24 protein-coding genes are annotated in these 26,706 nt (G+C 54.1%); 10 read left to right on the forward strand and 14 right to left on the reverse strand.

The genetic code is table 11. The features are described 5' to 3' along the window. Positions 1–43 precede the first annotated feature (43 nt). From SH421x_RS02880 to SH421x_RS02895, 4 genes are all read left to right on the forward strand, one after another. The gene (locus tag SH421x_RS02880) at positions 44–490 is read left to right on the forward strand and encodes a hypothetical protein (protein ID WP_488853860.1); all 447 of its coding nucleotides are present in this window, start codon (positions 44–46) and stop codon (positions 488–490) included. A gap of 167 nt (positions 491–657) precedes the next feature. Further along, positions 658–1,629, forward strand: coding sequence for a DUF1559 family PulG-like putative transporter (locus SH421x_RS02885; protein WP_488853862.1), 972 nt, complete (start codon positions 658–660; stop codon positions 1,627–1,629). A 90-nt stretch (positions 1,630–1,719) separates the two neighbouring features. After that, a complete protein-coding gene (locus SH421x_RS02890) occupies positions 1,720–2,100 on the forward strand; it encodes a hypothetical protein (protein WP_488853864.1) in 381 nt (126 codons plus the stop codon). A 13-nt stretch (positions 2,101–2,113) separates the two neighbouring features. Beyond that, complete coding sequence (locus SH421x_RS02895; protein WP_488853866.1) at positions 2,114–2,980, forward strand: GntR family transcriptional regulator; 867 nt, start codon at positions 2,114–2,116, stop codon at positions 2,978–2,980. A 7-nt stretch (positions 2,981–2,987) separates the two neighbouring features. Here SH421x_RS02895 and SH421x_RS02900 read toward each other — a convergent pair whose 3' ends face one another. The 3 genes from SH421x_RS02900 to SH421x_RS02910 form a co-directional block, all read right to left on the reverse strand. Next, positions 2,988–4,904, reverse strand: coding sequence for a DUF5060 domain-containing protein (locus SH421x_RS02900; RefSeq protein WP_488853868.1), 1,917 nt, complete (start codon positions 4,902–4,904; stop codon positions 2,988–2,990). Between the two features lie 246 nt (positions 4,905–5,150). Continuing rightward, on the reverse strand, positions 5,151–5,891 hold the full coding sequence (locus tag SH421x_RS02905) for a peroxiredoxin-like family protein (protein WP_488853870.1): 741 nt from the start codon (positions 5,889–5,891) through the stop codon (positions 5,151–5,153). A gap of 125 nt (positions 5,892–6,016) precedes the next feature. Continuing rightward, positions 6,017–7,336, reverse strand: a complete 1,320-nt coding sequence (locus tag SH421x_RS02910; protein WP_488853872.1) for a sulfatase family protein — start codon at positions 7,334–7,336, stop codon at positions 6,017–6,019. A 318-nt stretch (positions 7,337–7,654) separates the two neighbouring features. On the opposite strand from SH421x_RS02910, the gene SH421x_RS02915 reads away from it, so the two are divergent. Further along, the gene (locus SH421x_RS02915; RefSeq protein WP_488853874.1) at positions 7,655–8,476 is read left to right on the forward strand and encodes a class I SAM-dependent methyltransferase; all 822 of its coding nucleotides are present in this window, start codon (positions 7,655–7,657) and stop codon (positions 8,474–8,476) included. Between the two features lie 23 nt (positions 8,477–8,499). On the opposite strand, the gene SH421x_RS02920 is transcribed toward SH421x_RS02915, so the two are convergent. Genes SH421x_RS02920 through SH421x_RS02950 form a run of 7 tightly spaced genes read right to left on the reverse strand, consistent with a single transcriptional unit; the run spans position 8,500 to position 15,260 of the window. Beyond that, positions 8,500–9,987 (reverse strand): pilus assembly protein TadG-related protein, encoded by a 1,488-nt coding sequence (locus SH421x_RS02920; protein WP_488853876.1) that lies wholly within the window; start codon positions 9,985–9,987, stop codon positions 8,500–8,502. A gap of 8 nt (positions 9,988–9,995) precedes the next feature. Further along, complete coding sequence (locus SH421x_RS02925; RefSeq protein ID WP_488853877.1) at positions 9,996–10,439, reverse strand: TadE/TadG family type IV pilus assembly protein; 444 nt, start codon at positions 10,437–10,439, stop codon at positions 9,996–9,998. 11 nt (positions 10,440–10,450) lie between these two features. Continuing rightward, the gene (locus tag SH421x_RS02930; protein WP_488853879.1) at positions 10,451–10,861 is read right to left on the reverse strand and encodes a TadE family protein; all 411 of its coding nucleotides are present in this window, start codon (positions 10,859–10,861) and stop codon (positions 10,451–10,453) included. Then, on the reverse strand, positions 10,858–11,823 hold the full coding sequence (locus SH421x_RS02935; protein ID WP_488853881.1) for a type II secretion system F family protein: 966 nt from the start codon (positions 11,821–11,823) through the stop codon (positions 10,858–10,860). The genes SH421x_RS02930 and SH421x_RS02935 overlap by 4 nt, the downstream gene beginning before the upstream one ends. Positions 11,824–11,836: 13 nt before the next feature. Beyond that, positions 11,837–12,790, reverse strand: a complete 954-nt coding sequence (locus tag SH421x_RS02940; RefSeq protein WP_488853883.1) for a type II secretion system F family protein — start codon at positions 12,788–12,790, stop codon at positions 11,837–11,839. Positions 12,791–12,814: 24 nt separating this feature from the next. Next, on the reverse strand, positions 12,815–14,077 hold the full coding sequence (locus SH421x_RS02945) for a TadA family conjugal transfer-associated ATPase (RefSeq protein WP_488853885.1): 1,263 nt from the start codon (positions 14,075–14,077) through the stop codon (positions 12,815–12,817). 37 nt (positions 14,078–14,114) lie between these two features. Continuing rightward, on the reverse strand, positions 14,115–15,260 hold the full coding sequence (locus SH421x_RS02950; RefSeq protein WP_488853887.1) for a CpaE/TadZ family protein: 1,146 nt from the start codon (positions 15,258–15,260) through the stop codon (positions 14,115–14,117). 454 nt (positions 15,261–15,714) lie between these two features. On the opposite strand from SH421x_RS02950, the gene SH421x_RS02955 reads away from it, so the two are divergent. Beyond that, positions 15,715–16,854 carry a GNAT family N-acetyltransferase gene (locus SH421x_RS02955; RefSeq protein ID WP_488853889.1) on the forward strand — a complete coding sequence of 380 codons (1,140 nt, stop codon included), beginning with the start codon at positions 15,715–15,717 and terminating at the stop codon, positions 16,852–16,854. A 166-nt stretch (positions 16,855–17,020) separates the two neighbouring features. Here SH421x_RS02955 and SH421x_RS02960 read toward each other — a convergent pair whose 3' ends face one another. From SH421x_RS02960 to SH421x_RS02970, 3 genes are all read right to left on the reverse strand, one after another. Then, complete coding sequence (locus tag SH421x_RS02960; protein ID WP_488853891.1) at positions 17,021–18,034, reverse strand: HTTM domain-containing protein; 1,014 nt, start codon at positions 18,032–18,034, stop codon at positions 17,021–17,023. After that, a complete protein-coding gene (locus tag SH421x_RS02965; protein ID WP_488853893.1) occupies positions 18,031–18,837 on the reverse strand; it encodes a hypothetical protein in 807 nt (268 codons plus the stop codon). Before SH421x_RS02965 ends, SH421x_RS02960 begins: the two co-directional genes overlap by 4 nt. 70 nt (positions 18,838–18,907) lie before the next feature. Next, complete coding sequence (locus tag SH421x_RS02970; protein ID WP_488853895.1) at positions 18,908–19,540, reverse strand: hypothetical protein; 633 nt, start codon at positions 19,538–19,540, stop codon at positions 18,908–18,910. 335 nt (positions 19,541–19,875) lie between these two features. Between SH421x_RS02970 and SH421x_RS02975 the strand changes: the two genes are divergently transcribed. The 4 genes from SH421x_RS02975 (at position 19,876) to SH421x_RS02990 (ending at position 25,177) form a co-directional block, all read left to right on the forward strand. Continuing rightward, complete coding sequence (locus tag SH421x_RS02975; RefSeq protein ID WP_488853897.1) at positions 19,876–20,472, forward strand: RNA polymerase sigma factor; 597 nt, start codon at positions 19,876–19,878, stop codon at positions 20,470–20,472. A 20-nt stretch (positions 20,473–20,492) separates the two neighbouring features. Then, complete coding sequence (locus SH421x_RS02980; protein ID WP_488853899.1) at positions 20,493–23,162, forward strand: protein kinase domain-containing protein; 2,670 nt, start codon at positions 20,493–20,495, stop codon at positions 23,160–23,162. Positions 23,163–23,332: 170 nt separating this feature from the next. Beyond that, a complete protein-coding gene (locus tag SH421x_RS02985; protein WP_488853901.1) occupies positions 23,333–24,613 on the forward strand; it encodes a hypothetical protein in 1,281 nt (426 codons plus the stop codon). A gap of 306 nt (positions 24,614–24,919) precedes the next feature. Next, positions 24,920–25,177 (forward strand): hypothetical protein, encoded by a 258-nt coding sequence (locus tag SH421x_RS02990; protein WP_488853903.1) that lies wholly within the window; start codon positions 24,920–24,922, stop codon positions 25,175–25,177. Positions 25,178–25,184: 7 nt separating this feature from the next. Here the strand turns inward: SH421x_RS02990 and SH421x_RS02995 are convergent, their stop codons facing one another. Continuing rightward, entirely contained in the window at positions 25,185–26,675 is a 1,491-nt protein-coding gene (locus SH421x_RS02995; protein ID WP_488853905.1) for an SAM-dependent methyltransferase, read from the reverse strand. Between the last annotated feature and the right edge of the window lie 31 nt (positions 26,676–26,706).

A 26,706-nucleotide genomic window follows, 5' to 3' on the forward strand; every position in this document is an offset into this window, starting at 1 on the left:
AGATACAGGTTCTGTTATTCGATCAGACACAGGATGGATGGCGATGCATATTAGTTTTGCTTGTTCGAGGTTGCTGAAATACCGACGGTATGGGCTGGCGACATGCTTGCTTGCAATGGTTATGAGTGCAGGCTGCACTTTTCGAAACGAGCTTGAGTCGTCAGTCACCGGGACGGTGCTGCTCGACGGGAAGCTGGTTTCTCAGGGATCCGTCCTGCTCATTGATCCGAGCGGAAAGCTGGCGACAGCTCTCCTGCAGCCGGACGGCAGCTATTCGATCCGTTGCTTGCCGGGCAAGTATCAGGTCGCAATTGCACCCCCACCTCCAGCGGATCCGTTCGCGCCAAAGTCCTCGGTGACGTCGACAGAAGCAGTGAAGGTTCCCAAAAAATACCAAGACGTCGGCACAAGCGGGTTGTCCGTCGATGTGAAGAGTGGAAGCAATGCCATTGATTTCGAGCTTGATTCCAAGGCCACAATAAAAATGTAGGCCTGTCTTACAGAGTAGCGTGCCGGCGACGTATTTAAATCATTCGCAGCGCCGCAAACGATGCAGGCAAAAACTTGCTAACTAAAACTCGGATCCGCATTTATTGCGGATCTCTTTTCACGCCAGATTGATCTATTCATTCAATCCTAATTCCAATCGGAGTGCAGATGATGATTTCTCGCTATCGCAATCGTGACGGATTTACCCTCGTCGAACTGCTGGTCGTGATCGCGATCATCGGTGTTTTGATCGCCTTGTTATTGCCGGCGGTCCAGCAAGCTCGCGAAGCGGCGCGGCGCATGTCTTGCAGCAACAACATGAAGCAGATCGGACTGTCGCTGCACAACTACCATGATACGTTTGGCTCGTTTCCCGCCGGCGGGATATCCAACATCTCAACTGACAGCGCCAGCTTTTGTTCGATGGCGCCAGGTTCCGGCGGGTTCTCGTTTACACAAGCTCCTTGGACCGTCTTGGTCTTGCCGTTTATGGAAGAGAGCGCTCGCTACGACAGCTTCAATTTTGGCGCCGGTTTTATCTCGATCCAAGATAACGCTGCCTTTGGCAATGCGAACACCGCCAATCGGACCGAGTGGTTCCGCAATTGCCCGAAGTATCAGTGCGATTCAGATCCGAACAGTAACTCGGATACGCGTTCGAACAACTACTTTGGCGTTCAGGGTGGCGAGACGCCTTTTTGTTCGAATAGTGCTGGAGCCCGCATCTGGAACAAAGACGGGATGATCTATCACAATTCGAAGACGCAGTTTCGCGACGCGTTGGACGGAACGACCAATGTATTTTTGATCGGCGAGACGAATGTGCAATCGTCGATCGCTTCCAATCCTTCTCCATTGCAGTATTACACGTGGTGTTCGAGTGACTGGCCCCGTAGCGTTGGTCAACCCGCGCAGGTCGCCTCCGCGCTTTTGCCGATCAACACGGCCGATCCGAATCCTGCCTTGGGGCATAAGTTTGACGTGCAGTCCCGTACCTTTGGCAGCTATCACCCTGGCGGTTGTCAATTTGCCATGGCTGACGCTTCGGTTCATTTCATCCCAGAGACGGTCGACTTAACGATCTATCGCACGCTGGCCAAGCGGGCTGATGGATTACCGGTTGGCGGTTTTAACTATTAAATCCTTGGCTTTCATCTCTTTCTCTTCTGCTGCAATGGGGGACTTTTCGCGATGCAATTACCATGGCAAAGCGTATCCGGGGCTGTATGGATGTTGTTGATCGCTGTGAGCGGCTGCAATTTTGGCACAGAAGGATTAGAGCGTCACGAACTGTCGGGGACCGTTACCTATAACGGAAAACCGATTCCGTACGGCGAAATCAGCTTTGCCCCGGATACGGCAAAAGGAAATTCTGGCCCTGGGGCAGTGGCGACAATTCTCGCCGGGGCGTACCATGTGAAAGGAGAGAAAGGGGTGATTGGAGGTCCGCATTTAATCTCGATCACCGGCTATACCGGCGTAGCCGATAATGCCGCGGTGATGGCGGGGACAGCCGAGCAACCCAAACCGTTATTCGCTCCTTATTCGACCAGCGGTGACCTGCCCCGCGACGACGCTACCTACGACGTCGAGGTGCCTAAAAAGCGTTAAATCCCCCCAGCCGATGTCGATCACAAGCTATATCTACGAAGACCTGAAAGCCCGCCTTTCTTCCAGTCAGGAATTGCCGGTTCAGTTAACGTTGGAATCGCTCGCCGATTTTTATGATGTAAGCTTTTCGCCGGTACGCTCTGCCGTTAATCGGCTCATCAAGCAAGGGTTGATTGAAAAGGGAGAGGATCGGCGTCTGACTCCCAAAGCGACGCGCAAACGATCGCAGGCCGAAGCAGACGATCAAGCTTTGCCCGAGCCGCCGCAAGACATGTACGAATTGATCGCCAACGACTTTGTCCGGCTCAGCTTGGATGGCGCGGCGCTCGACCTGCGCGAAGAAGCAACCGCCAAGCAGTACGGAATCAGCCGTTCGGCATTGCGGATTATCTTTAATCGGCTTGCCGGCGCTGGACTGATCGAACATATCCCGCGACGGGGTTGGCGATTACGCCCGTTTTTGCAAAAAGACCTGCAAGCGTTTTTAGAAGTGCGTGAGTTGCTGGAACTCAAGGCGCTCGACCTGGCCAAGCCGCATCTGGTAGAAGCCGATCTGCAAGCGATCCTGGCCGGAAACTGTTTGCCTGCATCCCCCAAAGATCATCCCAAAATCGATAACTCGCTGCACGCGTACATTATCAAAAAGGGAGACAACATCTACATCCAGGACTTCTTCCAGCGCCAGGGGAAGTATTACGATATCCTGTTTGAATGGGAAGAAAATGATCGCGCGGCGGCGATCGAAACTGTCGAACAGCACCAGGCGATTCTGAACGCGTTGATCGAAAAGAAATGGGCCGCCGCACGCAAAGCGCTTTCATTTCACATTCAAAACAACCACCCCGTGCTAAGCAAGATTCGTGCTGCCAACGAAGCGTGATTTGCGTCTATTGCATCCGCTGCACAACCACCAACCAATCTTTATCAACATCTTGCGGCGGATCGCCGAGCGAAGCGCGTTGTCCGCCTTGGACCGCTGACACAGAGCCGAAGCTTAACGCTCCTCCGTTGCGCGGATTAAACCAACGGACTTGATAGTCTCCTTGGGCGTCGCTTAGATTCAATTGGGTGGTTCCGCCGCTCGGTAGATAGACGAGATAAATCGTGCCTGGCTTGGCCAAACAAAAGCGGCTGTTGTCGCTTTGGGGATTTCCGACCAGATCGTCCGCGTTATTCATTTCCCAGAAGGGGATTGCGTTGTCATGGAAAAAATCGAGGGCGATTTTGCAGTATGCCCACGATTGGTCTCGGCTGCGAAAGTCTTGACACAGCAGATCATTTTGCGGCAATTGATAGCCAAAGTAATACTCGACACCAGCGCCGCCGGCCATTAGCGTTCCCCATAAGCAAAGCTTACGAATGTCGTGTAGTGTGTACTTTTTTCCTTGCGGATTGGCGACGCCGTTTTTGGCTTCATAGCCGGGATCGGCCGGAACCCCGTCGGACGCGGGACCTTGCTCGTCATTGCAAACCACCCAAGGACGTCCCGCTTGGGCCGACGTTTTCACCCACTTCAGCGTCCGCTGATGAGCGACATCCCAGTTATTTTGCAGTGAAGCGCCGGTCAACAGCGACTGGTCTCCCAGCAGGGGCGTGTAAACTTTGTCCTGATCTCCGGGGAAGGTGTGGAGCACAATGTTGTGATGATACGGATCGACGTCATGCAGATAGTGAATCATGTCGCGCTGCTCAGCGGATGACTGGGTGTTTTCTTCGCCGATATTCCACAGCAGCGCCAGTTCGTGCCCAAACCGAGCGATCAATTCGCGGCAGTAGAGCTTGCGCTCGACGCCTAGTTGGCCACCGTCTAGTGACTCCGGCACATCTCTGGCTTTCCGTTTGTCTCCAAGACGATTGTCGTCCATCTCATTTTCTTGCAACTTGAAATGCAGATGCAAACCTAGCGTTGTCGCATGATCAAACACTATTTGCCATTGATCGAGTTTTGAACAGTCGTAGTGCAACTTGTCATCCCGACTAACAAATGGCCAAACATTGTCCCCGTCGCCGGCCGCATTGTAGGTTAGAAACGAAACCGTATTGCAGCCTTGGGCCGACAGATAGTTGAGCGCGCCGATTAGTCCTTTGCCGTGAGTGTCACGCCAGGTCGGATCCTCTGGACGCCAGTCACGCAGATGAGGGCGCCACGTTTTCACCGGCACGTTTTTCTTCTGCGTGGCGGTGTCGTCAAAGTCTGCGTAGGCGAGTAACGTTTCTGGGGCGTCGGGGCCTGCTTTGAGAAAATAGTCTCCATCACCAGCGAAGCGAAGATAACGCTGTCCCACATATTCCAGGCGTCCCTTGCTGCGCAGATCCACGCCGGACTTATCGCTCGTAGTAATCGAAAAGCTGCCGGTCGCTCCATCTCCCAGGCATTTTTCGCCGGTTGCTTTGGCTTGCAGCGCTTCGTCCTGACCACGGGTGAAACTTACAGCGTAGTTCCACTGACCGGGCTTGTCCGGAGAGAGATGAGCTCGCCATTTTCTGCCGGACTTGGCGCCTGTGTGCGCCGCGTCTCCATCAGCCGCAAAGTAGCCAGGGATGCGATAGCTGGGTGAGCCAGACTCATGTGTAAATCGAACTTCCAGCCGTAGATCGGTGAAAGGATTGGGCCGTGTGCCATGCTCCTCTGCAAATGGTCCGTCCAGCGTGAGCGTTACCTTGTGCCATTGTTTTTGCTCGCCGCTGACGGTGACTGTAGCGTCTCCAGCTTGTTGGGCTGCTGCGATCTGAAGATCCGGTGAGAATGCGGCCATCGCCGCAAACGCAATCAGCCGGGCGAGGAAGATTTCAGAGGAGTGCATCCAATGTCTCTCATGTTGAACCGGCGAGTTAAAGCAGAAGGAGAGATCGCTACAGAAGCTGGGGGATCGGCAAGTGTCAGAATAACTCGCACAGCGTCGAGAGAGAATAGTCTTGTCGCCGAATATCGAGCACCAAGGATTGTTGATACAAAAAGGAAGTGTACCGCGACAAAAAAAAGAAGCCGCGACCGACCCGACTTCCCTTAATTGATAGGAATCAAAAAGAGGCGAATAATTGCCGGACGACTATTTCGCTTTGTCTGCGACAACTTTCTTCACTGCCGCGACCACATCGGCCGGTTCAGCCCGTTTGGTATAGTCGGCGTTTAAAAATGCATAGCGAATTTTGCCGTTGGTATCGATCACATAGGTCGCCGACAGCGGCAGTTCCATTGCGTCGCTGCCGTTGACATCGGCTAGTTTCAAGCGATCACGGTAGAGGGGCAAGATCGACTCGGGAAGTTTAAAGACCAATCCATACATATTGGCAGTCGCATTCTCTTTGTCATGCAACGCGATAAAGTCGAGGTCATTTGCTTCAGCCGTTTTTTTCGCCTTTTCGGGCAGTTCTGGGGTCAGCGCCACTAGTTTGGCTCCTGCGCCTTCGATTGCTTTCAACTCCTTTTGCATTGCCCGCAGCTGCAAGTTGCAATAGGGACACCAGCCGCCGCGATACCACATGAGAACGATCGGTCCTTCGCTCCACATTTCACTCAGGCGAACCGTCTTGCCGTTCCAGCCGGTTAGTTCGGCGTCTACTGCAGCGTCCCCCACCTGTTTGGCCGATTTCTCGATTCCACTGGTGCGAACCGCTTCGACTGCGTCTTGCATCACCTTTAGCATCTCTGGCGGGAAGCGTTTGCCAGCTTCGTCCGACTTTTGTTGCAGCTGATCTTCCAGCGTTTGCGTTTGGCTCTCTTGTCCCATCGCCCCAGGAACAAATGCGGCTGACATCATCAAGCAGCCAAACAAGACAAGTTTACGCATGACTGGTAACCTTTCACCGAAATGAAGAGTGAGAGAAGTCTAACTAGCTCGAACTTTACGCGCTGGCACGGTCATGATCGGTATGCTGCGCTACAACTACCCTCAAGTTTAACGCAAATAGATCACTACGGCCGCTTGTCGGGTTGCGGTGGAAACTTGAGCAACATGGCTCCAACGGCCGGCTGCGAGCTTAATGCGGCAGTCAGTTTCGCGTGCGCCGCAGCAGCGCCAGGCGTGGCCGCTAGGTCGGTCAGCGGATGTTTTTCCAGCACGTCATTTTCGACGTCAATCAGCCTTCCATCACCATACAGTTTCCAGCGCTGATCACGAACAAACCGGATTGGCTGCGTCTTTTCTGGCCGTGGATTGTAATAGCAGTAAATCCAGTCGCGCGGCTTTCCTGGTTGCCCCATCAATTGCGGCTGAAAACTGCGACCATCCAAGTCTGCTGGCGTCTCTGCGCCGGCAAGCTGAGCAAGGGTCGGTAGAAAGTCCGAGAAGTCGACAAGATCTGCACAGGTTTGACCGGCAGAAATCACACCGGGCCAATACCCAATCATCGGCACGCGTGTGCCTGCGTCGGTGGTTTTACCTTTTCCGCCTTGAATAGTTCGTCCGTTCAACTGCGATTGAATTGCGGTATTCGTACCGTTGTCGCCGATAAACAGCATCAGCGTATTGTCGGCGAGGCCTGCGGTTTGGACGTGGTTAACTACCTTGCCAACCAGCTTGTCCATGTAGGCGACCATCGCTGCAAAGTTCTTTTGCTTCTGCTTCGGATCACGCGTCGCACTGTCAGGAGTCGGTACAAATGGATTGTGAACTAAGATCATCGGGTAGTAAACAAAGAACGGCTGATCCGACTTCTGGTCAATAAACTGGGTGATGTGATCGAGGGCGATATCAGGCCCATATTCTTGGGCCGTAAATTGTCGATGCTTTCCGTTGATGTTGAGGAGAGGCGCGTCGTAGCGTTCTCCTAATTGTTCGACTTGCCACAAGCACCATTGGTCGAAGCCTGCATCACTGGGCAACATTCCTTTGGCTCGAAAACGCTCCGGATAACTGTCAGCGCCATACAGCTGCCACTTGCCGGCGATCATCGTGCGATAACCGGCGGCTTTTAGCAAATGCCCGAACGTGCGCTGATCGCGATTAAGGATAGAAAAAGCGGAGTAGTTCCGCGCATTGGAAAGCCCCGTCATCAGCTTAACGCGACTCGGCGTGCAGAGCGGCTGCGAATAACAATGCATAAACCGCATCCCTTGAGCCGCCATCTGATCGATGTTCGGCGTTTGGTATTGCTGTGATCCATAACAACCAAAGCATTCGTAGCCGATATCATCGGCCATGATCAGAATGATGTTCGGCTGCGTTGCGGCGTCGACCAGGGACAGCGGCGCTAGGAGCAACGTCAGACCGGCGAGAAGCAACTGACTTCGCATGGCAAGTCTCGTTCACGGCACAGGGGGAGTCTACCCATCTATTCTAGTCGAGCGCGAGCTGGCGTGCCTCGTCGCGGGGCGATGAAGTGGCGCAGGAGATTGTCAGCATCGCTGCGCTGGGAATCGCGATGCGCCGCTGACTCAGTTCCTAATTCTGGCGTTTCATCGCCGCAGGTGAAAGATTTGAGGGCTGAAACTGCCGAGATCTAGTCAGAAATGCCGCAATTTCGGCGAGATGCCCTCTTGGAGGGGCGACCGCTTTCCCGAGAATGGAATCAGGCCAGCCACACCCAGCGGTGAACAGACGAAAGAGCCAGCGTGCCCGCAAAGGAACCGATCGATCTGACGAAAGAGCGGGAAACGCTGCTGATCACTCTCTATGGCAAAGCCCAAGAGAGTCGGCTGGCAGACTCGTTATTGCAGGATCATTTTGCCGCCGCCGCGGTCGAACGCCTCGATTATGATTTTTTGAAGCTGCGCGTGACCCGCGACGGAATGATTAGTCTGGCGATGCGTTCGAAGGTGCTCGATGATTGGACACGCGAGTTTTTGAATCTCCATCCCAGAGCGACTGTTCTGCATCTGGGATGCGGCTTGGATAGCCGGATCATGCGGGTTAATCCCGCCAGCGAAGTTGCGTGGTTCGAGATTGATTTTCCAGAGGTGATCGCGCTGCGGCGCCGGATCTATGGGGATCGTGCTGGTTGCAACTTGATTGGTGCGTCGATTCTGGATGGTGAGTGGTTTAAGGCCATTCCGCGCGATCGTCCAGCGTTAATTGTCGCCGAAGGAGTCTTGCCCTATTTGCCCAGCGGAGCACCGCCGCGATTGTTCCAGCAAATCACGACTCACATGGATCAAGGAGAAATTGCGTTCGACGCCTACAGTCAGTTGGGCGTACAGATTCTCAATCTGCTGCCGTCCATTCGAGCGACCGGCGCCAAGTTGCGTTGGGGCTTGGGCGATCCTCGTCGGCTAGAAATGCAAGTGCCGCGTCTAAAGTTTGTCACCGAGCAAACTCGCCTTGATCCTGTGCAGCTCACTCGAATCTCATGGCCGCTGCGAACGCTGGCGAAAGTCATGCACATGACGCCGCCGCTACGACGATTTGGGCGACTGTTGCGATATCGATTTGGATAGCGGCCGCCATGCCGCCCCGGCAACTATTCAACAAGATAGACATCGTAGGCGGGATCAAGCTTCCAGGAAGGAGAGATATCGACATCTAGCAACGCGATGATCCGCAGAGTGCCGGCCACAATTCGCGTGTCGAACGTTCCTTTGCCGGCCAGCAACAGATGTCCCCACTTGCTGTAGAGTGTGCCGCCGATTGTGCCCGGTCCGAGCAGGTTTTCCTGCACCAAGACGATTGGTCGCCGATCATGACGGCGCTGATAGATCATCATGCCGTCATAGGGGCTTCCGGGACTATTGAGCGGCGTATACAAGCTTCCCAGGACGCCGATATTAATAACGGTGCTCGGCAACAGTTCGAACGCTCCCACATTGCCTGGCTTGGTTTCTCCATCGGTCGCATCGATGCCGGGAGCCTTGACGGAATAGCTGCTGTTGTCCGTGATATAGAACATCACCCCCTTGGCCTGAACGTTGGCCGCCAGAATTGTAAGGGAGAGTTGTGTTAAGGGATTTTTTCCTCGGATGACATAAACTCCCGGTTCAAAAATAATGTTGCCGGTCGCAATTGTGATCCACTCGTAGACTCCCGGCCTAAGCACGATGGGAGGACCAATGAAGGGCAATCCAATGATCGTCTTGCCACCATAATTGGCGTCGACCACATTGATCGGATCTGCCGAGACAGTCGGCGGCGGAATGTCACGCAATGGATCGGGGACGGGGCGGCGGCCTGCTCGTAATATGGCTGAAAAGTCGCCATTAGTCCCACTATAGTTTTGGCGGCGGTCAACTCCACCGGCGACACGTATATCGGAGGCTTGCAGCTTCGCAAGCGGCAGAATCGGAGTGCAGGCAATCGCATAGGGAGGCCCCTGGGAAAGTCCGGCTGGCATTCCCATCTCGTCTTCTCCTCCCCAAGCATTATTGACCAGGACAGCACCATCGACGGTAACACGCCCCAGACCAAGTATCTCGAAGCCGCCGATTAAGGTCGGCAAAGAGGGGATAATCGGCAGTGCTTGCAAGATCTTTAAAGGAGCTGGATCTTCATCCAACACCACGATCGCTGCCCCATGGGTTGCGGGCTCGATGCCGGCAACGGCACGCACCGATAACGCCGTCTTGTCGGCTAGTTGAAAGAACCCGCCAAAGTAATTGTCGAGTGGACGATTGATAACGATTTCAGCATGCCGATTGGAGCCTGCGAAATGGCCGGAGGTGGGTGGAATGTTCACTTGAATGGCGCCGTCGCTCATGTTGTCATTCGCGAGGAAGCTCGCCTCTGCAGCGGTGATTGCGGTACTATTTGACTCGGCTCGAAATAGCTCGTCCACGGCGACCAAGGCGGCGGCGTCAGCCATGTGTTGCAGCGAACGAGACTCGGCTGCTAGCCGACTGCCGTCGAAAACCAGCAACATTGTGGCGAACAGGGCCGGCAACAGCAGCACAACCAGCACTAGGATTTTTCCGCATCGGCGATGAACGCCCTGGGATTTACGTTGTCGTGTGAACATAGCGTTTCCTATCGTTCGATGCGCATTTGAGTGTCCGCGCGTAAGTTCAATTGATCAATCAACCAGACATTGCCCAACAGGAATTGATGGTCATATTCGACGGCAACTTTGATCCTATGTTCGGTCAGGTTGTCGCCATCTGGCCAGTCAACGATGATCCGCACATCTTCAGGCGCCATCGTCGCGAGGGAGGGGAGGATCGCAGCGGCGATCGGATCATCCGCCGCCGCCGTCAATTCCACATGATTCGATCCCCAGACCGACAACTCGCTTTTTTGACCGCGTAGGATTGCTGCGCGGGCGACCCGTGCGGCGCCATCGCGTAGCAAATTTCGGCGCAGCGAAGCGATGCCAAATTCCAACATCCCCACGACTAGAAAGAAGACAATCGCCAGGCAATAGACGCCCTCGATCATTGTCGCTCCATGTCGTCGCTGGAATGGAATTCGCATTGAATGAGCTCCTAACGTACTTGGCGCATTTCGTATCGACGCGAGAGCGTCAGTTCCGTTCCGCTGCCGCTCCAATTAAACAGCGTCGACTTCTTGTAGGTCGCGGTCGCAATAACAGTCACGCGATCGTTGAGGTTCACTGCTTCGACATTGACATCTAGGTTCTCGGGATCGAAATCGGGCAGCAGCTCCATTTCTTCCCAAATGCTTTGTTCTGCAACTTCACACCAACTCGGATACGAAAAAGGGGTGAACTGTTTTGTCGCTCCGCGTTGAACGCCATTGCGTACTGCGCTATCCAAAGTGACTTTGGCATACTGCACGTTCGCCGCGTCGACCGTAAAGATCGTGATTGTTATTAAAAGCGGTAGGCATATCGCCAATTCAACCGCCACAGCGGCTGTCCGTTGGGGGCGAGTCATTTTGTGTTGCTCTCGTTTGCTTCTACAATCATGCCGTCGCCCCCAAATTTGCTGCTAATCTGAATCGCAGCGGGACCCGCCAGCACGACGAAGATCGTAGGAAAGATAAACAATAAGGTTGGAACCAGTATTTTCACGGAGGCCTGCTGCGCACGTTCTTCGGCACGTTGCTCTCGTTGAAAACGGAGCATGTCAGAAAATTCGCGAAGCGCTTCGCCCATGACCGATCCGAAGCGTTGCGAATGCTCTAGAAAGGTGGAGAGCGTTTGCACTTCTTCAACTCCGGTTCGATCTGCCATTCGTCGGAAAGACTTGTCCAGCGAGATGCCAAGCGTCGCATCGCGTAATACATGCGAGAGTTCGTAGGAAAGCTCCAAGTGCGTCGTGGCAAGTTCTTGATGGACGTGGCCGATCGCTTCAGGGGCCCCCATGCCTCCTTCCACACAGGTCACTACCAGGTCCACAAAGTCTGGCAACGATTGACGCAGGCGTTTTTGTCGTTGTTGAGTGCAGGATCGCAACCATAGCTCGGGCAGCATGATTCCTAAAAAGCCGAGACAGACGCCCACAAGGATGGTGGTATGAAACGGGAAAATTCCCCACAGCGCGATCGGCAATGCAAGAAACGCTGGAATCACCATCAACAAGAGACGCGAGAGCATGAACATTGAGATTGCAGTCGGATTATGAAATCCGCTTAAAATCAAGCGACGTGTAAAATAGCCGCGCGACTCTTCCTCGTTGGGCAGCAGCCGTGTCGCGACAAAGTTCAGACCGCTCGAAAAGGTGTTGTTCCCCGTCTCGGCCGGCGGTTGGCTTCCGACTTCTCGGAAAAAAGCTTCCAATCGTGCATCCGATTTCACTACCGCAGTGCGCGAACGGGAAAGCACGTACATCACGCCGCAAAACACAAAGGCGAAAATTGCGATCTGGATGATCCAGATATTAGAAAGTGCGTGCATCTCCCCCCCCTTTTTAATAGTCGATGTTCACGATTCGCGAGATCAAGTAGGCGCCGATACATTGTGAGATTGCGCAGCCGATCAGGATCTCGTAATGGTCCCAGAGTACGCTGCAATACTCGGGAGCGATCAGTGATAACGCGGCGAGCACCACGATCGGCATTGCGATCAAGACGATCGCTTGCATGCGACCTTCACCGGTCAACGCTTTGACGCGGCGTCTCATTTTGACCCGTTTGCGGATCAGCTCGGCAAGCTTCCTCAACAGGTCAGCAAGATTGCCACCAGCGCGTTGCTGCACGATCAACGCAACCGCGAAAATTCGTAATTCCATAACATCCACGCGTCGAACCATCTCACGCAACGCAACCTCGTTATCGATGCCCAGATGTTGTTGCTCATAGTAGTGCGTAAATTCTTCCGCCAACGGTTTCGGAAAATCGTTGGCGACCATCTGAATCGCTGTGGGTAGGGCCTGGCCTGCACGCAATGCGCGAGACATCGCCGAAAACGCTTCGGGCAGTTGCTGCATCAACAGATCCGTTCGCTGTAGTTTGCGATGACAAATAAAAGCGGCAGGCAGAGTCGCAGCGAGGAGACCAATCGGCGCCAGATAAACGGAACTGGTCAGGTAATATATTCCTCCGAAACCGATCCCAGCCAAGCTTAGGGAAGCTAGCAAGAACTCGCGTGGGTTCATCTTCGCCCCCGACTGGTCCAGCCAATTTTTAAACCGAGTCGCCCAAGATCCCGAATGGAAAGCAAAACGATCGTTGCCATCGTCTAGTTCTCGCAATAGCGGCGATGAATCGGCTCGCGGTCGCATCTCGTCGAAAAACGCGCCTTGCAGTCGATCGTCCGCGCGATGCCGAACGCTAAAAAACAGATCGTAAATTATCCAGCCAACGCTAACGATAGAAAGCGTCACGCCGATGAACGTAAACAGCATTACAGAAGAAAGTGACATCGGGATAGCTCCATGAGCGGCGGTTTAGCATTGACGCTGAAAAAGGGATGGCGACAGCACGCAGCCGCTGGATCTAATCTGGTCGATGGCGCGCGGAATGACGTTATGTGCGTTGAAGCGTCCTTCCACCTCGCCGGTGTTTTCATTCATGGACTCCGTGTACGAAAAAATCGATTCAGCGATTAGTTCGTTTTGAGTTCCACGAGCCAATTGACTGATCTCGGTAATGCGACGAACGCCGTCATGCGAGCGGGATACATGAACGATGAGGTCTACCGATGAGGCGATTTGACGTTGAATGCACCACATCGAAAGGTCTTGTTGAGAGGTTCCTACAAGCATTTCAAGCCGTTGTAGTGCGTCAGTCGCTCCATTGGCATGAATCGTTGTCATGCTTCCATCGTGCCCTGTATTCATCGCTTGCAGCATGTCAAACGCTTCGGCTCCACGGCACTCACCAACGATGATTCGATCCGGCCGCATCCGCAGCGCGTTTTTCACCAGATCACGAGTCGTAACGCAGCCGCTACCTTCGATATTCGCAGGACGCGTCTCTAGACGTGCGACATGTGGTTGGCGTAACTTCAATTCGGCGGCGTCTTCAATCGTAACGATCCGCTCTTGCAGAGCTACGAATCCTGAGAGCATGTTCAGAAGCGTTGTCTTGCCGCTGCCGGTACCGCCTGAGACGATGATATTCAGCCGCCCCCGAATCGCCGCTTGGAGGAATTCAAGCATCGGAGAAGATAAGGATCCGGCTTCAACAAATTGGAGCGGAGTCATTGCTTGAGTGGTTGAACGACGTATCGACACCAACGCGCCATCGATCGCTAACGGAGCGATGACGGCATTGAAACGACTTCCATCCGGCAGGCGAGCATCTACCATGGGACTGGATTCATCGATTCTACGCCCCGCTTTGCCGGCAATCCGCTGGATGACCCGGAGGAGTTGTTCGCGGCTGGTAAAGCGAACGGTACTCCGTTCAATGGCCCCCCGTCGCTCGACATAAATGTCGTTGGGGCCGTTGATTAAGATGTCAGAGATTGCGGAGTCCCGGAACAAAATTTCCAAAGGGCCAAAACCGATCATCTCGTCAATCAGTTCCGCTGTCAGTTGCTCTTTTTCAGTAAATGAGCTGAGGTCGAGATTGCTGAGAAAGATGTCTTCGATCGCCGCTTTCAATTCGGTGCGCAGCGATTGATCGCTCATCTGGTCCATCGCCCGCACGTCGATACGGTCGACCAAAGATTTGTGGATGCGGTCTTTGACTACATCGTACGGCAAGCCCGTTTTTTTAGAGGCTGCCGAAGTCGTCAGGAAATTAGCTGATCGATTCTGAAACATGATTTCCCTCGGCTTTGAGTTCCAGACGACGTTTCATATCGCGACTCATTTGTACGCATGATTTGGTGAGCTTGGAACGAGGATATTCTATGACGACCGGAACTCCTACATTCACTGCGTCGGAAGCGTTTCGCGTCTCTTCCTGGATCAACTGCTCAATGGAATGCCGCAGCACGGACTCGGCTCGTTCTTTGTTGATTCCGCAGCCTGGCGTCACACGGTTTGCGCATAAATGTGTGTTATGAATCGAGTTGGCGGTAAGATAATCAAGTAACCTGCGGGTGCGCACCAGCGAAGGAAATTCAAGTCGAAAGGTGATGTACAACTGGTTGGATAGCGTAAGCGCCGCGATTTGTTCGCGGTGAAAGACGTCCTCCATGTCGACAATCACATAATCGTGCATGGACGAAAGTACGCTGATTGTGCGATGAATGGACTCTGGTTGCATCACCGCCTGGCTATCTAGAAATTGCGGTGCGGCCAACAGATTCAATCCTGACTCATGCCGTGACATCAACTTACTGAGGGTGGCAGCGTGAATGTCATCGGCGCTCACGGCGCATTCTATGATGCTGCTCTCTGGTTGAAGTCCCAGATGTAGTGAAGCATCTCCGCCGCAAAGATTGAGATCAACAAGAGCTACACTGGCTCCCCCTTGCGCCAAACAAATACCGCAATTTACCGCCAACGTGGTCGCACCAACTCCACCACTGGTTCCGCAAAAAGCGATTACCTCGCCGGTCTTAACGGCGCGTTTAGTCTGCTCCTTCACATGGCTGAGGATCTCATCCAGTTCCGACAAGAAGTCGCTGATGATATTGATGTAGTCGGTCGCACCGGCGCGGATAAATCGCATAATATCCGTTGGTTTCGTCGCATCGCCAAACAAGACAATCGGCTTATCGGTGAAAAGACGAAGCCCCTGCAAGGTTGATCGCGTGACGCAGGCGTCCGATTCCGCAATAACGCACAGAAGATCCATGTTCTCCTGTAAAGATAGCAGCTCTTCTCGAGCCTCGTTGAGTTGCGGACTGACTGTCTTAACAACTCGCACTCCTCGCTGAGCAAGAATGTCTTCCAGTGATTGGGCCATATTCCATGGCCCAAGCAGAATTGCGTTCATTGATAGTCCATCTTTCTCACGCCGAAGCGTGATCGTTGATTGGATGCGAACGCATGTAGCGTCGCACTGCCCCCATCAATAGCCTGACTCGATTGTCCCACCTGGTGGGTCACTAAAATCTGGATGTGGAAATCCGAAAGTCAAGTCGTGACGCACCAGACTCGAAAAGAATAAACTCCTATTGATTTGATCTTTGCATAATCGTTGTATTCAGGCACCTATAAGCAGAAGTAGAGGTATAGTCGATTCAACCAAAATGGCACGGAGCAAGTGCATATTGATGTTTGAAGCAATGAGTTACCGAGTTACCAACTGCTGGATGGCTACAGAGATATTTTGGTCTCTTTCTTGTTTTATTTGATAAATTGAAATAAATTTAAATACTTCGCAAGGATGACGCTGCTTCCTCAATGGTGGTGCTATGTTTGGAAAACATTAATGCTGGGGGCAGCACATGAAACGACGAATTCTCGAAATCAACGATATCGAGCAGTTGCCGCAATGGGCATCCATTTGGGATCAATTGCACGAGTGCACGCCGCAGGCGTCGTTCTTTCAAACTTGGGAATGGCTCGCGGTAACGTGGAAGCATTTTTCCCGACCGCAGAAGCTGCGGCTCCTTATCATTCTTGAAGATGATATCCCGATCGGGATTGTGCCGTTTTGCGTTCGCTTGCAAAACTTTCGGGTTGGCCGAATGCGGGTCCTATCGTATCCACTTGAAGACTGGGGCCCGTTTTTTGGGCCGATTGGCAGCGAACCGGTCGACTGCTTTCGCTTAGCGATCGAGCATGTTCTGCGTAGCGGTGGAGACTGGGATATCATCGATCTTCGCTACTTACGCGAACAAGCTGCTGAGTTTGCGGAACTGGATGCTGTCTTGACACAGCAGCAGTCGCAAATCTTTTTTCGCCATCCTCGGATGGAGGCGCCGTTCATTGATTTGGCCGGCACATGGGATCAATATGTTGGCCAGAAATCAAAGAATTGGCGGCGAAATATGCGCCGTGAGCAAAACCAAATCGCTGAGTATGGCGCCTTCGAAGTAGTGCGTTATCGAACACAGCCAGAAAGCGGAGAGATTAACCCACGCATCGATTTATATGAAGACTGTCTCCGCGTTTCGCAACAGAGCTGGCAAGCGAAATCAAGTCTAGGAGCATCGTTTTGCAATCCCGAAGTCCGAAATGTTTTGCGAGAACTGCATGCTGTCGCTTGCCGCCGTGGAATGATCGACATGAACGTGCTTTACCTCGCTCAACAGCCGGTCGCCTATCTCTACAGTTATCTTAGCAAAGCAGAAGTTTATGCCCTGCGCAGTGGGTATGACGCCGGTTGCAAAGCGAACAGCCTGGGGACGGTCTTGCTGCATGAAATCGTGAAAGATAGCTTTTGCCGCGGCGATCGTTTGATCAATCTGGGACCCGGTTCTCAAGATTATAAAATGCGGTTCGCATCGGGTTCGCAGCGCGCTATCAACTTTACCCACTATTCTCACAGGTCATTGCGGTCCCAGGCATTACGCCTCAAAACGTCCATCGACCGGGTCTTGCCGGGTTATCAGAAGCGTTGCCAAAAGCGGTTGATCACCTAGCCGCAATTTGAAAAAAATGAGGCGATCCGATTAACCGGTCGACGATACTGGCTAGGGGGCAATCGATTGAAGGTTGCGTGACGTCCGAAGTTTCTCTTCTAGTAGACGCCGGTGGAGCCCTTTTTGCGAATCACAAACTCCTGGTTCCTATGTGCTCTGGCGAAGGTCAAGCACTTGGTTCCGCCGCTCCAATGACTAGGAGGTCAGTTTCGGTTTGCGTCTGGTGAGTGACCTGGATGGGCAAAGCACTTTTAGCTCGCCATGCTTGATATTCATAGGCAAGTAGCGGTACGTAAGCGGCCAAAAGGTAGAGCGGAAAGCACCCTAGCTCCATCGTGATGAAGATACCTAAGTGCATCGAAACGCCGAACAGCAGCGCCACGAGCCGAGTTTGGCGAAACAGCAGTAGCAGCGGGAAAGTTGCTTCCCAGACCAGCACGGACCAGGTCGCCAACTGAGTCATCCAATAAGGAGTCGGCAGAACGTCAGCCGAAAAGCGGGTGAGACTTAAATCTCGCATCACATAGTACAGGCTTTCACCGGCAGGCCAGCTTTGCCCCGAGAGTTTGCAAAGTCCGCTGGCGCAGTACATGCACGCCAGTTGAATCAATAGCAGTCGAAGCGCCCAAGGAGACGCCAGCACAAGCCGTTGCGTTTTGTTGACTGTTGGTCGAAGCCACGCGTCGACGGACCAGACAGCCCCGCACGGAGTCAGCATGACGTACAGGAGCAACATCCCGTGAATATGGTCGCCAGCATTGATCGCGTACATGTTCAGGTTCGTAAACGAAATCGAGAGCGCCCAAACGACGATCGCGCACACTCGCGTATTCCAGCCGATCAACAGACCGATCGTCGCCGCCACCCAGAAATAGAAGATGATGGCGACTGCCTGGGGATCGTTGATCCCTTGCAGCAGCGACCAATGCAGTTGGGGACGTTCAAAGAACCAACTATATAGTCGAGTGTCACCGGTACTGCCGCGTCCATAAAGGACAGCAAGTTGCGGCAGCATCGTAACCATTTGATCGAGCAACAGTACGGCGGCGACCCCGATCCGCAGCATCGCATACAACTGGGCAGGGATCGGTTGCGTCCACCAACGCATTCGTGATAAGGGAGTAGGGAGCCAAGGAATAACCCCGACGACGTGAGAGGATTGAGCGGGTGCAAGGTTCATTGTTCGGACTCCGACGCCCAGGATTGATAGACAAATTGTTCTGTAACGGGATCGTAAGCTTCGATCGGTAGGAATTCGCGAGGATACTCGGCGGCTGGTCGCCAACGAGCGATCGCCATAGAGTAGGGAGCGAGAGATTGACTAGACGAATCCGATCCCGGCGCCGCAATTTGATAGCCGCGAACGTGAATGATCACTTCATCCGGCGATGGCGCGGCGGGAAAATCGGCTTGAAATTCTTCGATTCGAAGTGACGCCCAGGCCATCAGAATATCGAAATCTCTCGCAAGTTTGTCATGAATCTGTTCGGCCCATCGAACACGAGCTTCCGCTTCGGTTTCGCCGGCGTCCAAGGTAAACGTCAGCGTTAGATTTTGTTCGACGCTGCGTGTTCGATTGCCGGCATACCGCAGGTAGTTTGTGGTATCGTTCGGTTCGTTGTCAGACAGGAGCCAAGTTGAACGCTCACTGTCGTTCCAGCGAAACTCGCACGCTAGAAATGCCGTTTGATCGTTGATATTTGGAGCGAACAGCGACCAGCGCTGCGGTTGTTCGGTTAGTTGTCCATATTTGTCGACCGCAAAGACCAGCGAAGAGAGTCCGCCGAGTGCTTGCGAACGCTTGCCGGCGCGACTTTCGTCGAGCGCCTTGGTGATCGCGGAAGATGTTTCGGGAAAGCGAAGCGTTACCACTTCAAGCGTTTCCAGGCTGTTTGCCGCCGCCAGATAAAACAATTGCCAAACGATAAACGAGCCGAGGGCGATGCTGCATCCTCTTCGCCAGAGTTGGTTGTTCGTATTCATCGAAGTTGACTCCAGGAAAAAAATGGGACGCCCCGTCTCGATGAAGGACGGGGCGCCGCAAAAGGAAGGACTAATTCAGGGGACCGCGGGGACCTCGGATATCACGCGGGGGATGCGTGTAAGGAGGACGTTTGATGTCTTTGGGACTGGGGAAGCTGGGACCGCCTGGCTTGTGCGAAGGCAGCGCGGTCGGCGGGGGAAAGCCAATCTTCTTTGAACGACCGAAGACGTTGTCTTGATTCGCCGGCGGAATCTGGGGTTTCGGTCGGGGGGCAGGGGCTTTGATGTCTTCAAAGATGTACTTCCGCCATTTACCCGGAGGATCGGTTGGCTTGGGAGCGTCTTTGGCGGCCGGATTGTGCGGCACGCTCAGGCCAAACTTGGTCGGAGACATGGACGGTTTCGGACGCGGTTTCGGCTTGTAGTCCTTGTTGATGTAGTCGCGCCAATCCTTCGGTGGGTCTTTGGGGCCGGGGGCATCCTTGGCCATCGGGGCTCGAGACCCGCTCAGACCTAGTGGTTGTCGCGTTGAAGACTTTGGTGGAATTGGGGGTTTAGTCAAGTCTCGAAAGATAAAGTCCCGTTGATCTTTGGGGGGCTTGGTTGGGTGAGGTGCGTGGTCGGCTTGGACCAGCGATGTCGTGACAAACGAGACGCCCAGCAAAGTGACGGCGCCGAACCATTTCTGCAAATTCAAAAACATTGTTTTTCTCCGGTTGGAATGTCCAGAGCGACGTTTCACAGCAAGTGTCGCTTCACAGAGAGGATTGACCTGGGCGGCTTTAACCGGACAGAAAACCAGAAACATTTTTCGCGGTTCTGCGCTGGGGGGCGGATTTCAAGGGTTTCCGCCTCTTTGAGAGCCCGGCGAGTGGCCGAAATAGATAGCTAGAGAGGATTTCCTATGGAAGAATGAGAGCTCTTGTCCGGTTTGCCAGAGATTAAGCAATCTCTGAACGAAATTGCGTCTGGCAGGCATTGATTCGGGGGCGGACCCAGCGTTTCTCCCCATTCCTTTATTTCCAGGAGACGAGGCGCATGGACGAGCAAGTCGTATGGCCCGATCAAGATTGGTTCGCCGCATTGGCCGCAGGCGACCCAGCCATTGAAGAAGAGTTTTGGCGCACCTACGCTGCTCCGCTGCATCGGGTTGCGGATCGGCAGTTGTCGCAACAGCTGAAGCGCCGAGTCGATCCAGAAGATGTGGTCCAGTCGGCGTGTCGCACCTTTTTCCGCCGCGTGCGGCAGGGAGAGTTCTCGATCCAGGATCGGAGCGATCTATGGCGACTGTTACTGACAATTACGTTAAACAAAGCACGGATGCAGGCCCGCTTTCATGGTCGCGCTTGTCGGGGGATGAATCGCGAGCAATCTCTGGTCGAGGACCCCGCTGGGGGCAAAGGTTCGGCACTGGAAGATGAACTGGCTCAGATCGACTTCGCCGATTTTTTAGACTCGATCTTGAAGCATCTGAGCGAAGAGCAGCAAGAGATATTGCAACGAACTCTGGATGGTCAGACGCAAGACGAAATTGCCGCGGCGATCGATTGCAGTCAACGCACAGTGCGCCGGATGCAAGCCAAGATTCGAGAGTCGTTGCAATCAATTTTGCAAGCCGATTTAACTCAAACCTAGTTGCTTTGGATAGGTCTGTGATGAACGCCGTTGACGAAGAGATTCGCCGCAATTTTGAATCAGATTGGCTGCGCGGCCACGGCGGCGATATCAGCGATTATCTGCCGACGCCGGATGCGCCCTCCTATTTGGCGACCCTCGAAGAACTGATCTGTATTGATCTAGAGTTTCGCTGGCGGCAACTATGCTCCCATCCTGCGATGATGGATTCAAAGCTCGAAACGTTGTCGCTAGATGATCAGCCGTTGGTCGAAAAGTATCTCAGTCGATTTCCGCAGCTTCAAGAGCCGACGATCTTACAGCGCCTGGTCGATCAAGAGATCTGTGCGCGAAAGCAGTCTCCCTTTCCTCCCCAGCCGGTCGAATATCAGCAAAGATTCCCGCAACTGCAATTGCCACTTTCCTCGTTTGGGCTTGGGATTGGCGAACGAGATGCAGACACTCGCCGCTATTCGACCGAGCCAGCTTGGCAAGCGGCGGAGAAATTTCCTCGACCGTTTGGCAAGTATGAGCTTGTCGATCTGCTGGGACGCGGCGGCATGGGAAAGGTCTATCGCGCCCATCAAGCCAATGCCGACCGCATGGTAGCAATCAAGATTGCCAACATCGCCGGCGCACCGCACGAAATCCGTGAAGAGATTCGCCAGCGTTTCCAGTCCGAGGTTCGCGCCGCCGCCAAGTTGTCGCATGACAATGTCATGCCGGTCTATGACGTCGGGCAAGCGGACGATTGTTTGTTCTACACCATGCCGATTGTCGCCGGCGATTTGGCAGCTGAGATCCGCAAAAACCCGCTGTCGAATCGTCTGGCCGCCCAGTACCTGGCGCAAGCGTCGCGCGGCGTCGAGGCCGCCCATGCCGCCGGTTTACTTCACCGCGACTTGAAACCGCATAACTTGATGCTCGATCTGCACAACCATCGCGTGCTGGTCGCCGATTTTGGACTGGCCCGGATCGCCTCCGCTCAGCAGCAATTGACGCAAACCGGCGAAGTGCTCGGCACGCCGCCGTACATGGCGCCAGAGCAGATTCAAAGCTCCCATGCGATCGATGTTCGCGCCGATGTCTATGCGCTGGGAGCGACCCTTTATCACTTGTTGACCGGCAAGCCGCCGTTTCAGGCCGCGACCCCGGCCGAAACATTACGCCAAGTGTTAGAAGACGATCCCGTTTCTCCACGACTTCTCAATCCAGCGGTCGATCGTGACCTAGAGACAATTTGCTTGCGTTGTTTGCAAAAGGATCGTCATCTGCGGTTTGCGACGGCTGCTGACTTGGCGGCTGATTTAGAACGCTATCTTCGCGGCGAGCCAATCGTTTCTCGGCCGCTCAACGTCTGGGGGCGACTCGATCGTTGGCGTCGGCGCAATCCGCTGGTTGCGGCGCTTTCGGCCGGTTTGACCGCTACGCTTTTGTTGGTTGCGGTCATCGCGGGGATTGGCTGGTACGCAACCCAGAGGCAACTCGAACGCGTGATGCAAAACAGTCGCCAAGGACAGTCCGCGCTCAATGAATTATTTACATTCATCCATGACGAACCCCTATTGAATCAGCCAGGTCAGGAAGCGGTCCGTGCCCAACTGCTGGAGCGAGGTTTGCAGCACTACCAGAGGATGGTCGATCTGGCCGAAGAAAACAAAGCACTGCCGGCCGATCAATTAGAGGCTCGTAAGCAACTGGGAACGTTGGTGCTGGAGATCAAAGGGCCGACCGAAGCGGCCGAGCTGTTTCGTCAGGTGATTGCCGATGCAGAGCAGTTGCCTGCAGCTCAGACAGCAACATTAGGCGTCCACATCAGTTTGGGAGATAGCTGGAACGGGCTCGGACAGGCGCTGCACCAATTGGGAAAAGAGGACGAAGCGCTCGCCGCGTTTGCTACAGCAATCACCCTACGTGAAGCAATCTATCGACAGTCGGACGATGTCGAGTCGAGCCGTAAGTTGGCCAACGTGCGGATGAACCATGCGTTGATTCTGGCCGCGCAAGGGAAGCCGGATGAATCACGAAAAGAGCAACAAGCTGCACAGCGTCAACGGCATCAGTTGCTGCGTAATGCGGCGAATGATTCAAAGTTGCTGCGCGATTTCGCCCAGGGGCAATTCAACCTCGCACGACTTGAATTGTCGACGGGGAATTCAAATGAAGCGCTCGTCCTGCTGCGGGACGCGTCTCGTCGATTTGAGACGCTTGCTCTCGAAAACACCGATGCAAGACTTTGGCTGCGACATTTCGAGTGCTTGCTGACGCTGTCGCTGTTCGAGAGCAGACCTTCGACTTCGTTAGAAAGAGCGGCGGCCTTGCTTCCCTATTTCACCAAACGTGCTCCAAACAATCGATCCTATCGAATTCGCCTGATTGAAGTTTGCCAGCAGGCCATCGAGCAACAATTAGAGAGTGGAAATTATCCAGATGCCGAAAAGAGTTGGGGCGAAGTTCAATCAGATCTGATTGATCATCTCGCGGACGAAGATACCGAGCCAGACGCGGTGCGCGTTCGCTTGGTAAGCATGCGGCAGCGGGGCTTGATCACCTTGGGGATGGGTAATAAGTCGCTAGGACAGCGGCAGTTACAAGCGGCGATTGCGGCCTGGAAACAAGCCCAGCAGGCGCCAGCGAACGATTCGATCCGATCTCTTCAGTGGCGCCATGATTGGGCTCTGTTGGAGCAGCTGGCGAAACCAATCGACTAAGCTACGCCGACTGGGAAAAAAAATCAGGCAAGTATCCGCAAGCGGGGCGCCGCGTCTCGACGATAGAAGAAAGGCGCCGCTCTCGGGGACCGAAAGCGGTCTGCTGCGCTGAATCGGAACCTGGAAGTTGTCGTTGCCGTATGTCGCGGCCGTGGAAAAGGATGTCGCCCATGAACAAGCAGATTAGCAGGTTGCTTGTGCTAGCGAGTGGGCTGATCGGGATCTTGACCGCTCCAGCTTTGGCGCAGCAACTGGGGCCTGCGGCAACACCAATCTTTGCGGATGGGCCAACTGGGATGCCCAGCGTCCTCATTGCCCAGTCCAACTATATCAGTCCGTTCGCATCGCTCTTTACGTCGACCCCCGGCCCTTCCTCTTCGGACGACCTGCAGGCCTACTATCGCTCTAGCAGTCGCTCACGGCTGTTAGAGGTTCCCGAGATGTTCGGCGATTTTCGCCGTGGTGGTCCGGTATTGTTGTTGACTCCTGCGACCGGGTCGGGGCCCAATTTGCAATCCGAGATTCCAATCGCCGCCGCAATCTCGGGGCTGCGCATCGCCGAGAACAACCAAGCGTCGCCATCTGACCGCGTTTGGGTCGCCTACAACTATTTTCATAACGCAGTCGACGTCCAGACCGACAATCGGTTTGGTCTGACCCCACAGGCCAGCTCACAATCGTTGCATCGGACGGTTATCGCATTCGAGAAATTGCTCGACAGCGGGCGAACCTCGTTGGAGTTGCGGATGCCGTTTGGGGGTGCTTTTAATACGGATGGGGTCAGTGGATTTCCGGCTGACTCTATCACCTATGGTGTTCAAGGCAGCAATATCGGTAATCTCAACCTGATCCTCAAACGCTTGCTGTATGCGGACGACTCATTCGCGCTGTCGGCGGGATTGGGGCTGGAACTGCCAACCGGATCTGCTGGTGATATCAGCTATGGGCCGATTTTTGCTTCACTTGATACTCGGGCGGTTCACTTGGTTCCGTACCTTGCAGCGACCCGTCGCAATGGTTGTTGGTTTGGCCATTTCTTCACACAGATAGATGTCGCATCCCAGGGGGATCCGCTGCGAGTTACGCTCAATCAATCGCTAGCAGACGACCAGATAGGCCGTGTAAATCAACCGCCGCTGCTAGGCTTCGATATCGGGGGCGGCTATTGGTTGGTTCCTCCTTGCTGTTGCGGCAAAGGCTTGGCTCTAATCGCCGAAGCGCATTACACCACGCCGCTTGCAGAGGATGACCAATTTGCGGCGGCAGGAACGCTGGCGGCCGCTTCCGTCAATACATCGCAGGGGGCGGCATACGAAGTTCTCAATTTCACCACCGGTCTTCAGGTCGGATTGGGCAACGGCTGGCAATTTCGGACCGGCGCCGTTTTTCCAGGGCGCGCCGAGCGCGTGTTTGACGCCGAGTATCTCCTGCAAATCAACCGCGGCTTCTAATTCATTTCGCGGTTCGGCGAATCCAATATGCAGCGATCGAAGCTGCTCAAGTTGCCCAAACGCCATCCTGGATGGCTGGGGAATCCATGGGAGCTTGCGCGCGGTTTGCTTGGGAACATCGGCGGCCGTGACTGCGTCGAATTGCAACTGTTGCAGGACAAATAGTTTTTTGAAGGGACCAACGACGCAAGAAACTCGTTGCGTTTCTCCACTCGTGGATTTCTAGATCGTAATCTTGGCGAGAGCCGCCGCTAGTCGCTAGACTGCCAGATGTGTCCTTTGCACCGCTTGGTTAGGAGCTTGGCGATGGGAGATCTCGAAAGCCGAAACGCCATCTGGGCGAAAGGGATTTTGTTTGTCGTGCTGGGGTTGTTCGCATCGGGGTTCTTGCTCATGTACGCACCCGATTGGCGAGTCGCTGGATTACTTGCGATAGCGATCTGGGCTTTCTGCCGCGCTTATTACTTTGCCTTCTACGTGATCGAGCATTACGTAGATCCCGGTTACAAGTTCGCTGGGCTGATTGACTTCGCCAAGTATGCAATTGGAGTGCGAAGAGCTTAGTCTTGTGCTACGAGGCGCCGTCGATCGCTCTCAAGTGGGTCAATTCGTCTTCGGCGCCCAATTCTCGCGCCAGCGCCAAAAGATCCAACCGCTTCAATACATCGACCGTGATCGGACGCTTGGCCTCCCAAAAAATCAACGAGGCGAAGAACTGCTGCGCCGCCTCGGAATGCAGCATGAGGGCGATTAGCTGCGCTTCACGCTCGCTTTGGCAGGCCAGAAAATAGACGGTGTCATCCAGCACGATCGGTTTGCCATCAACATTGCCAATCACCGAAAATTGCAGCCGTTTGTAAAAGCCCGAAATCGCGACTTTCCAGGGAGCAAACGTGTAATCGCCGACACCAAAGACCGAGAAGCGAGGGCGACGTCGATAGATCGAACTTTGCCGACGATCGAGCGCCTCACCGTGCCGATGCAAGTAGGCCCAAGTGAGCGGCGCGGCAGTTTCAATACCCTCGGTCGGATCGCCTGTCTTACGTTGCGGAACCAGCATGCTACGACTAGGTGCGGCGACATTTCCGCAGGCAACTTCCGAGCTCTTCAGCATCGGAAACAGATAGTCGGTTTCTAGCGGGACCGCCTCACCCAGTCCGTTGCAGAACAGCTCGCCATCGGGACGAAGCTCCATCACTTTGGCGCAATCATGCTTCACACCAGATCGCCATTGATAAGGGGAATCACCAGCCAAATGTTTCCACTGCTCGAACAAGCCTAGGTCGGCAATCAAGGTCCCTTCGCAGAGTCCTAGTTCGCTCTCCCACGCGCTGTCGTCGAATCCGGCGAATGTCTGGCAGGTGGTCGTCCCTTGATCGCGCCCCAGGACGCAGACAAACAGACAAGCATCGACCGCAACACCAAAATTCTGGGCCGCATCGATCTTACGAATCTCGGCCCGCTTGATGGCGATTGATTCCTGCCAAGCCGCTTGCAGCACCTTCCTGGCAACCATCGTTTTGCAGAGCATCGCAACCTGGGCGTCGCTACCCGTCAGCAAAGTCAATAAGCGGCGGAGCATCCATTCTGAAATATCAAAGTTGCTTTTGCCGGTGATTGCATCGATGCCTGACTGCTTTTGGAAATTGCTTTTCTCCGGCAGGTTGGCGCTTTGAAACAGGCTTTGCTGCGAATTAGTGACCCACGGTGGATTGCCCAAAATCAAGATCGGCTGCGGAAAGTCGAGCAGTTTCGCTTGCCAATCAACGGCGAAGAAATCGCCGAGTTCGATCGAGATCCGCTGGGCGCCAGGCTTTCTGCTTAAGGAAGCGAGCAACTGCTCGACATATTGGCGATTGATCTCAACGCCGATCACTTGGGCCGTGGGAAAGTGCGTCAGCGCCGCATGGACAAAGGCGCCTTGACCGCAGGTTGGCTCGATGATAGTAGCCGGGCGGATGCCTTGGTTGGCGAGAAATTGACAAACCTGCTCGGCCAGCGCCGCTGGAGTTTGAAAGTCGCCGAATTCATTTTGCCCCTTCTTGGTCTTTCTCGATTCCATGCCTGCTGATTGTATCGACTCATGACGATTT

Source organism: Blastopirellula sp. SH421, from assembly GCF_057808535.1.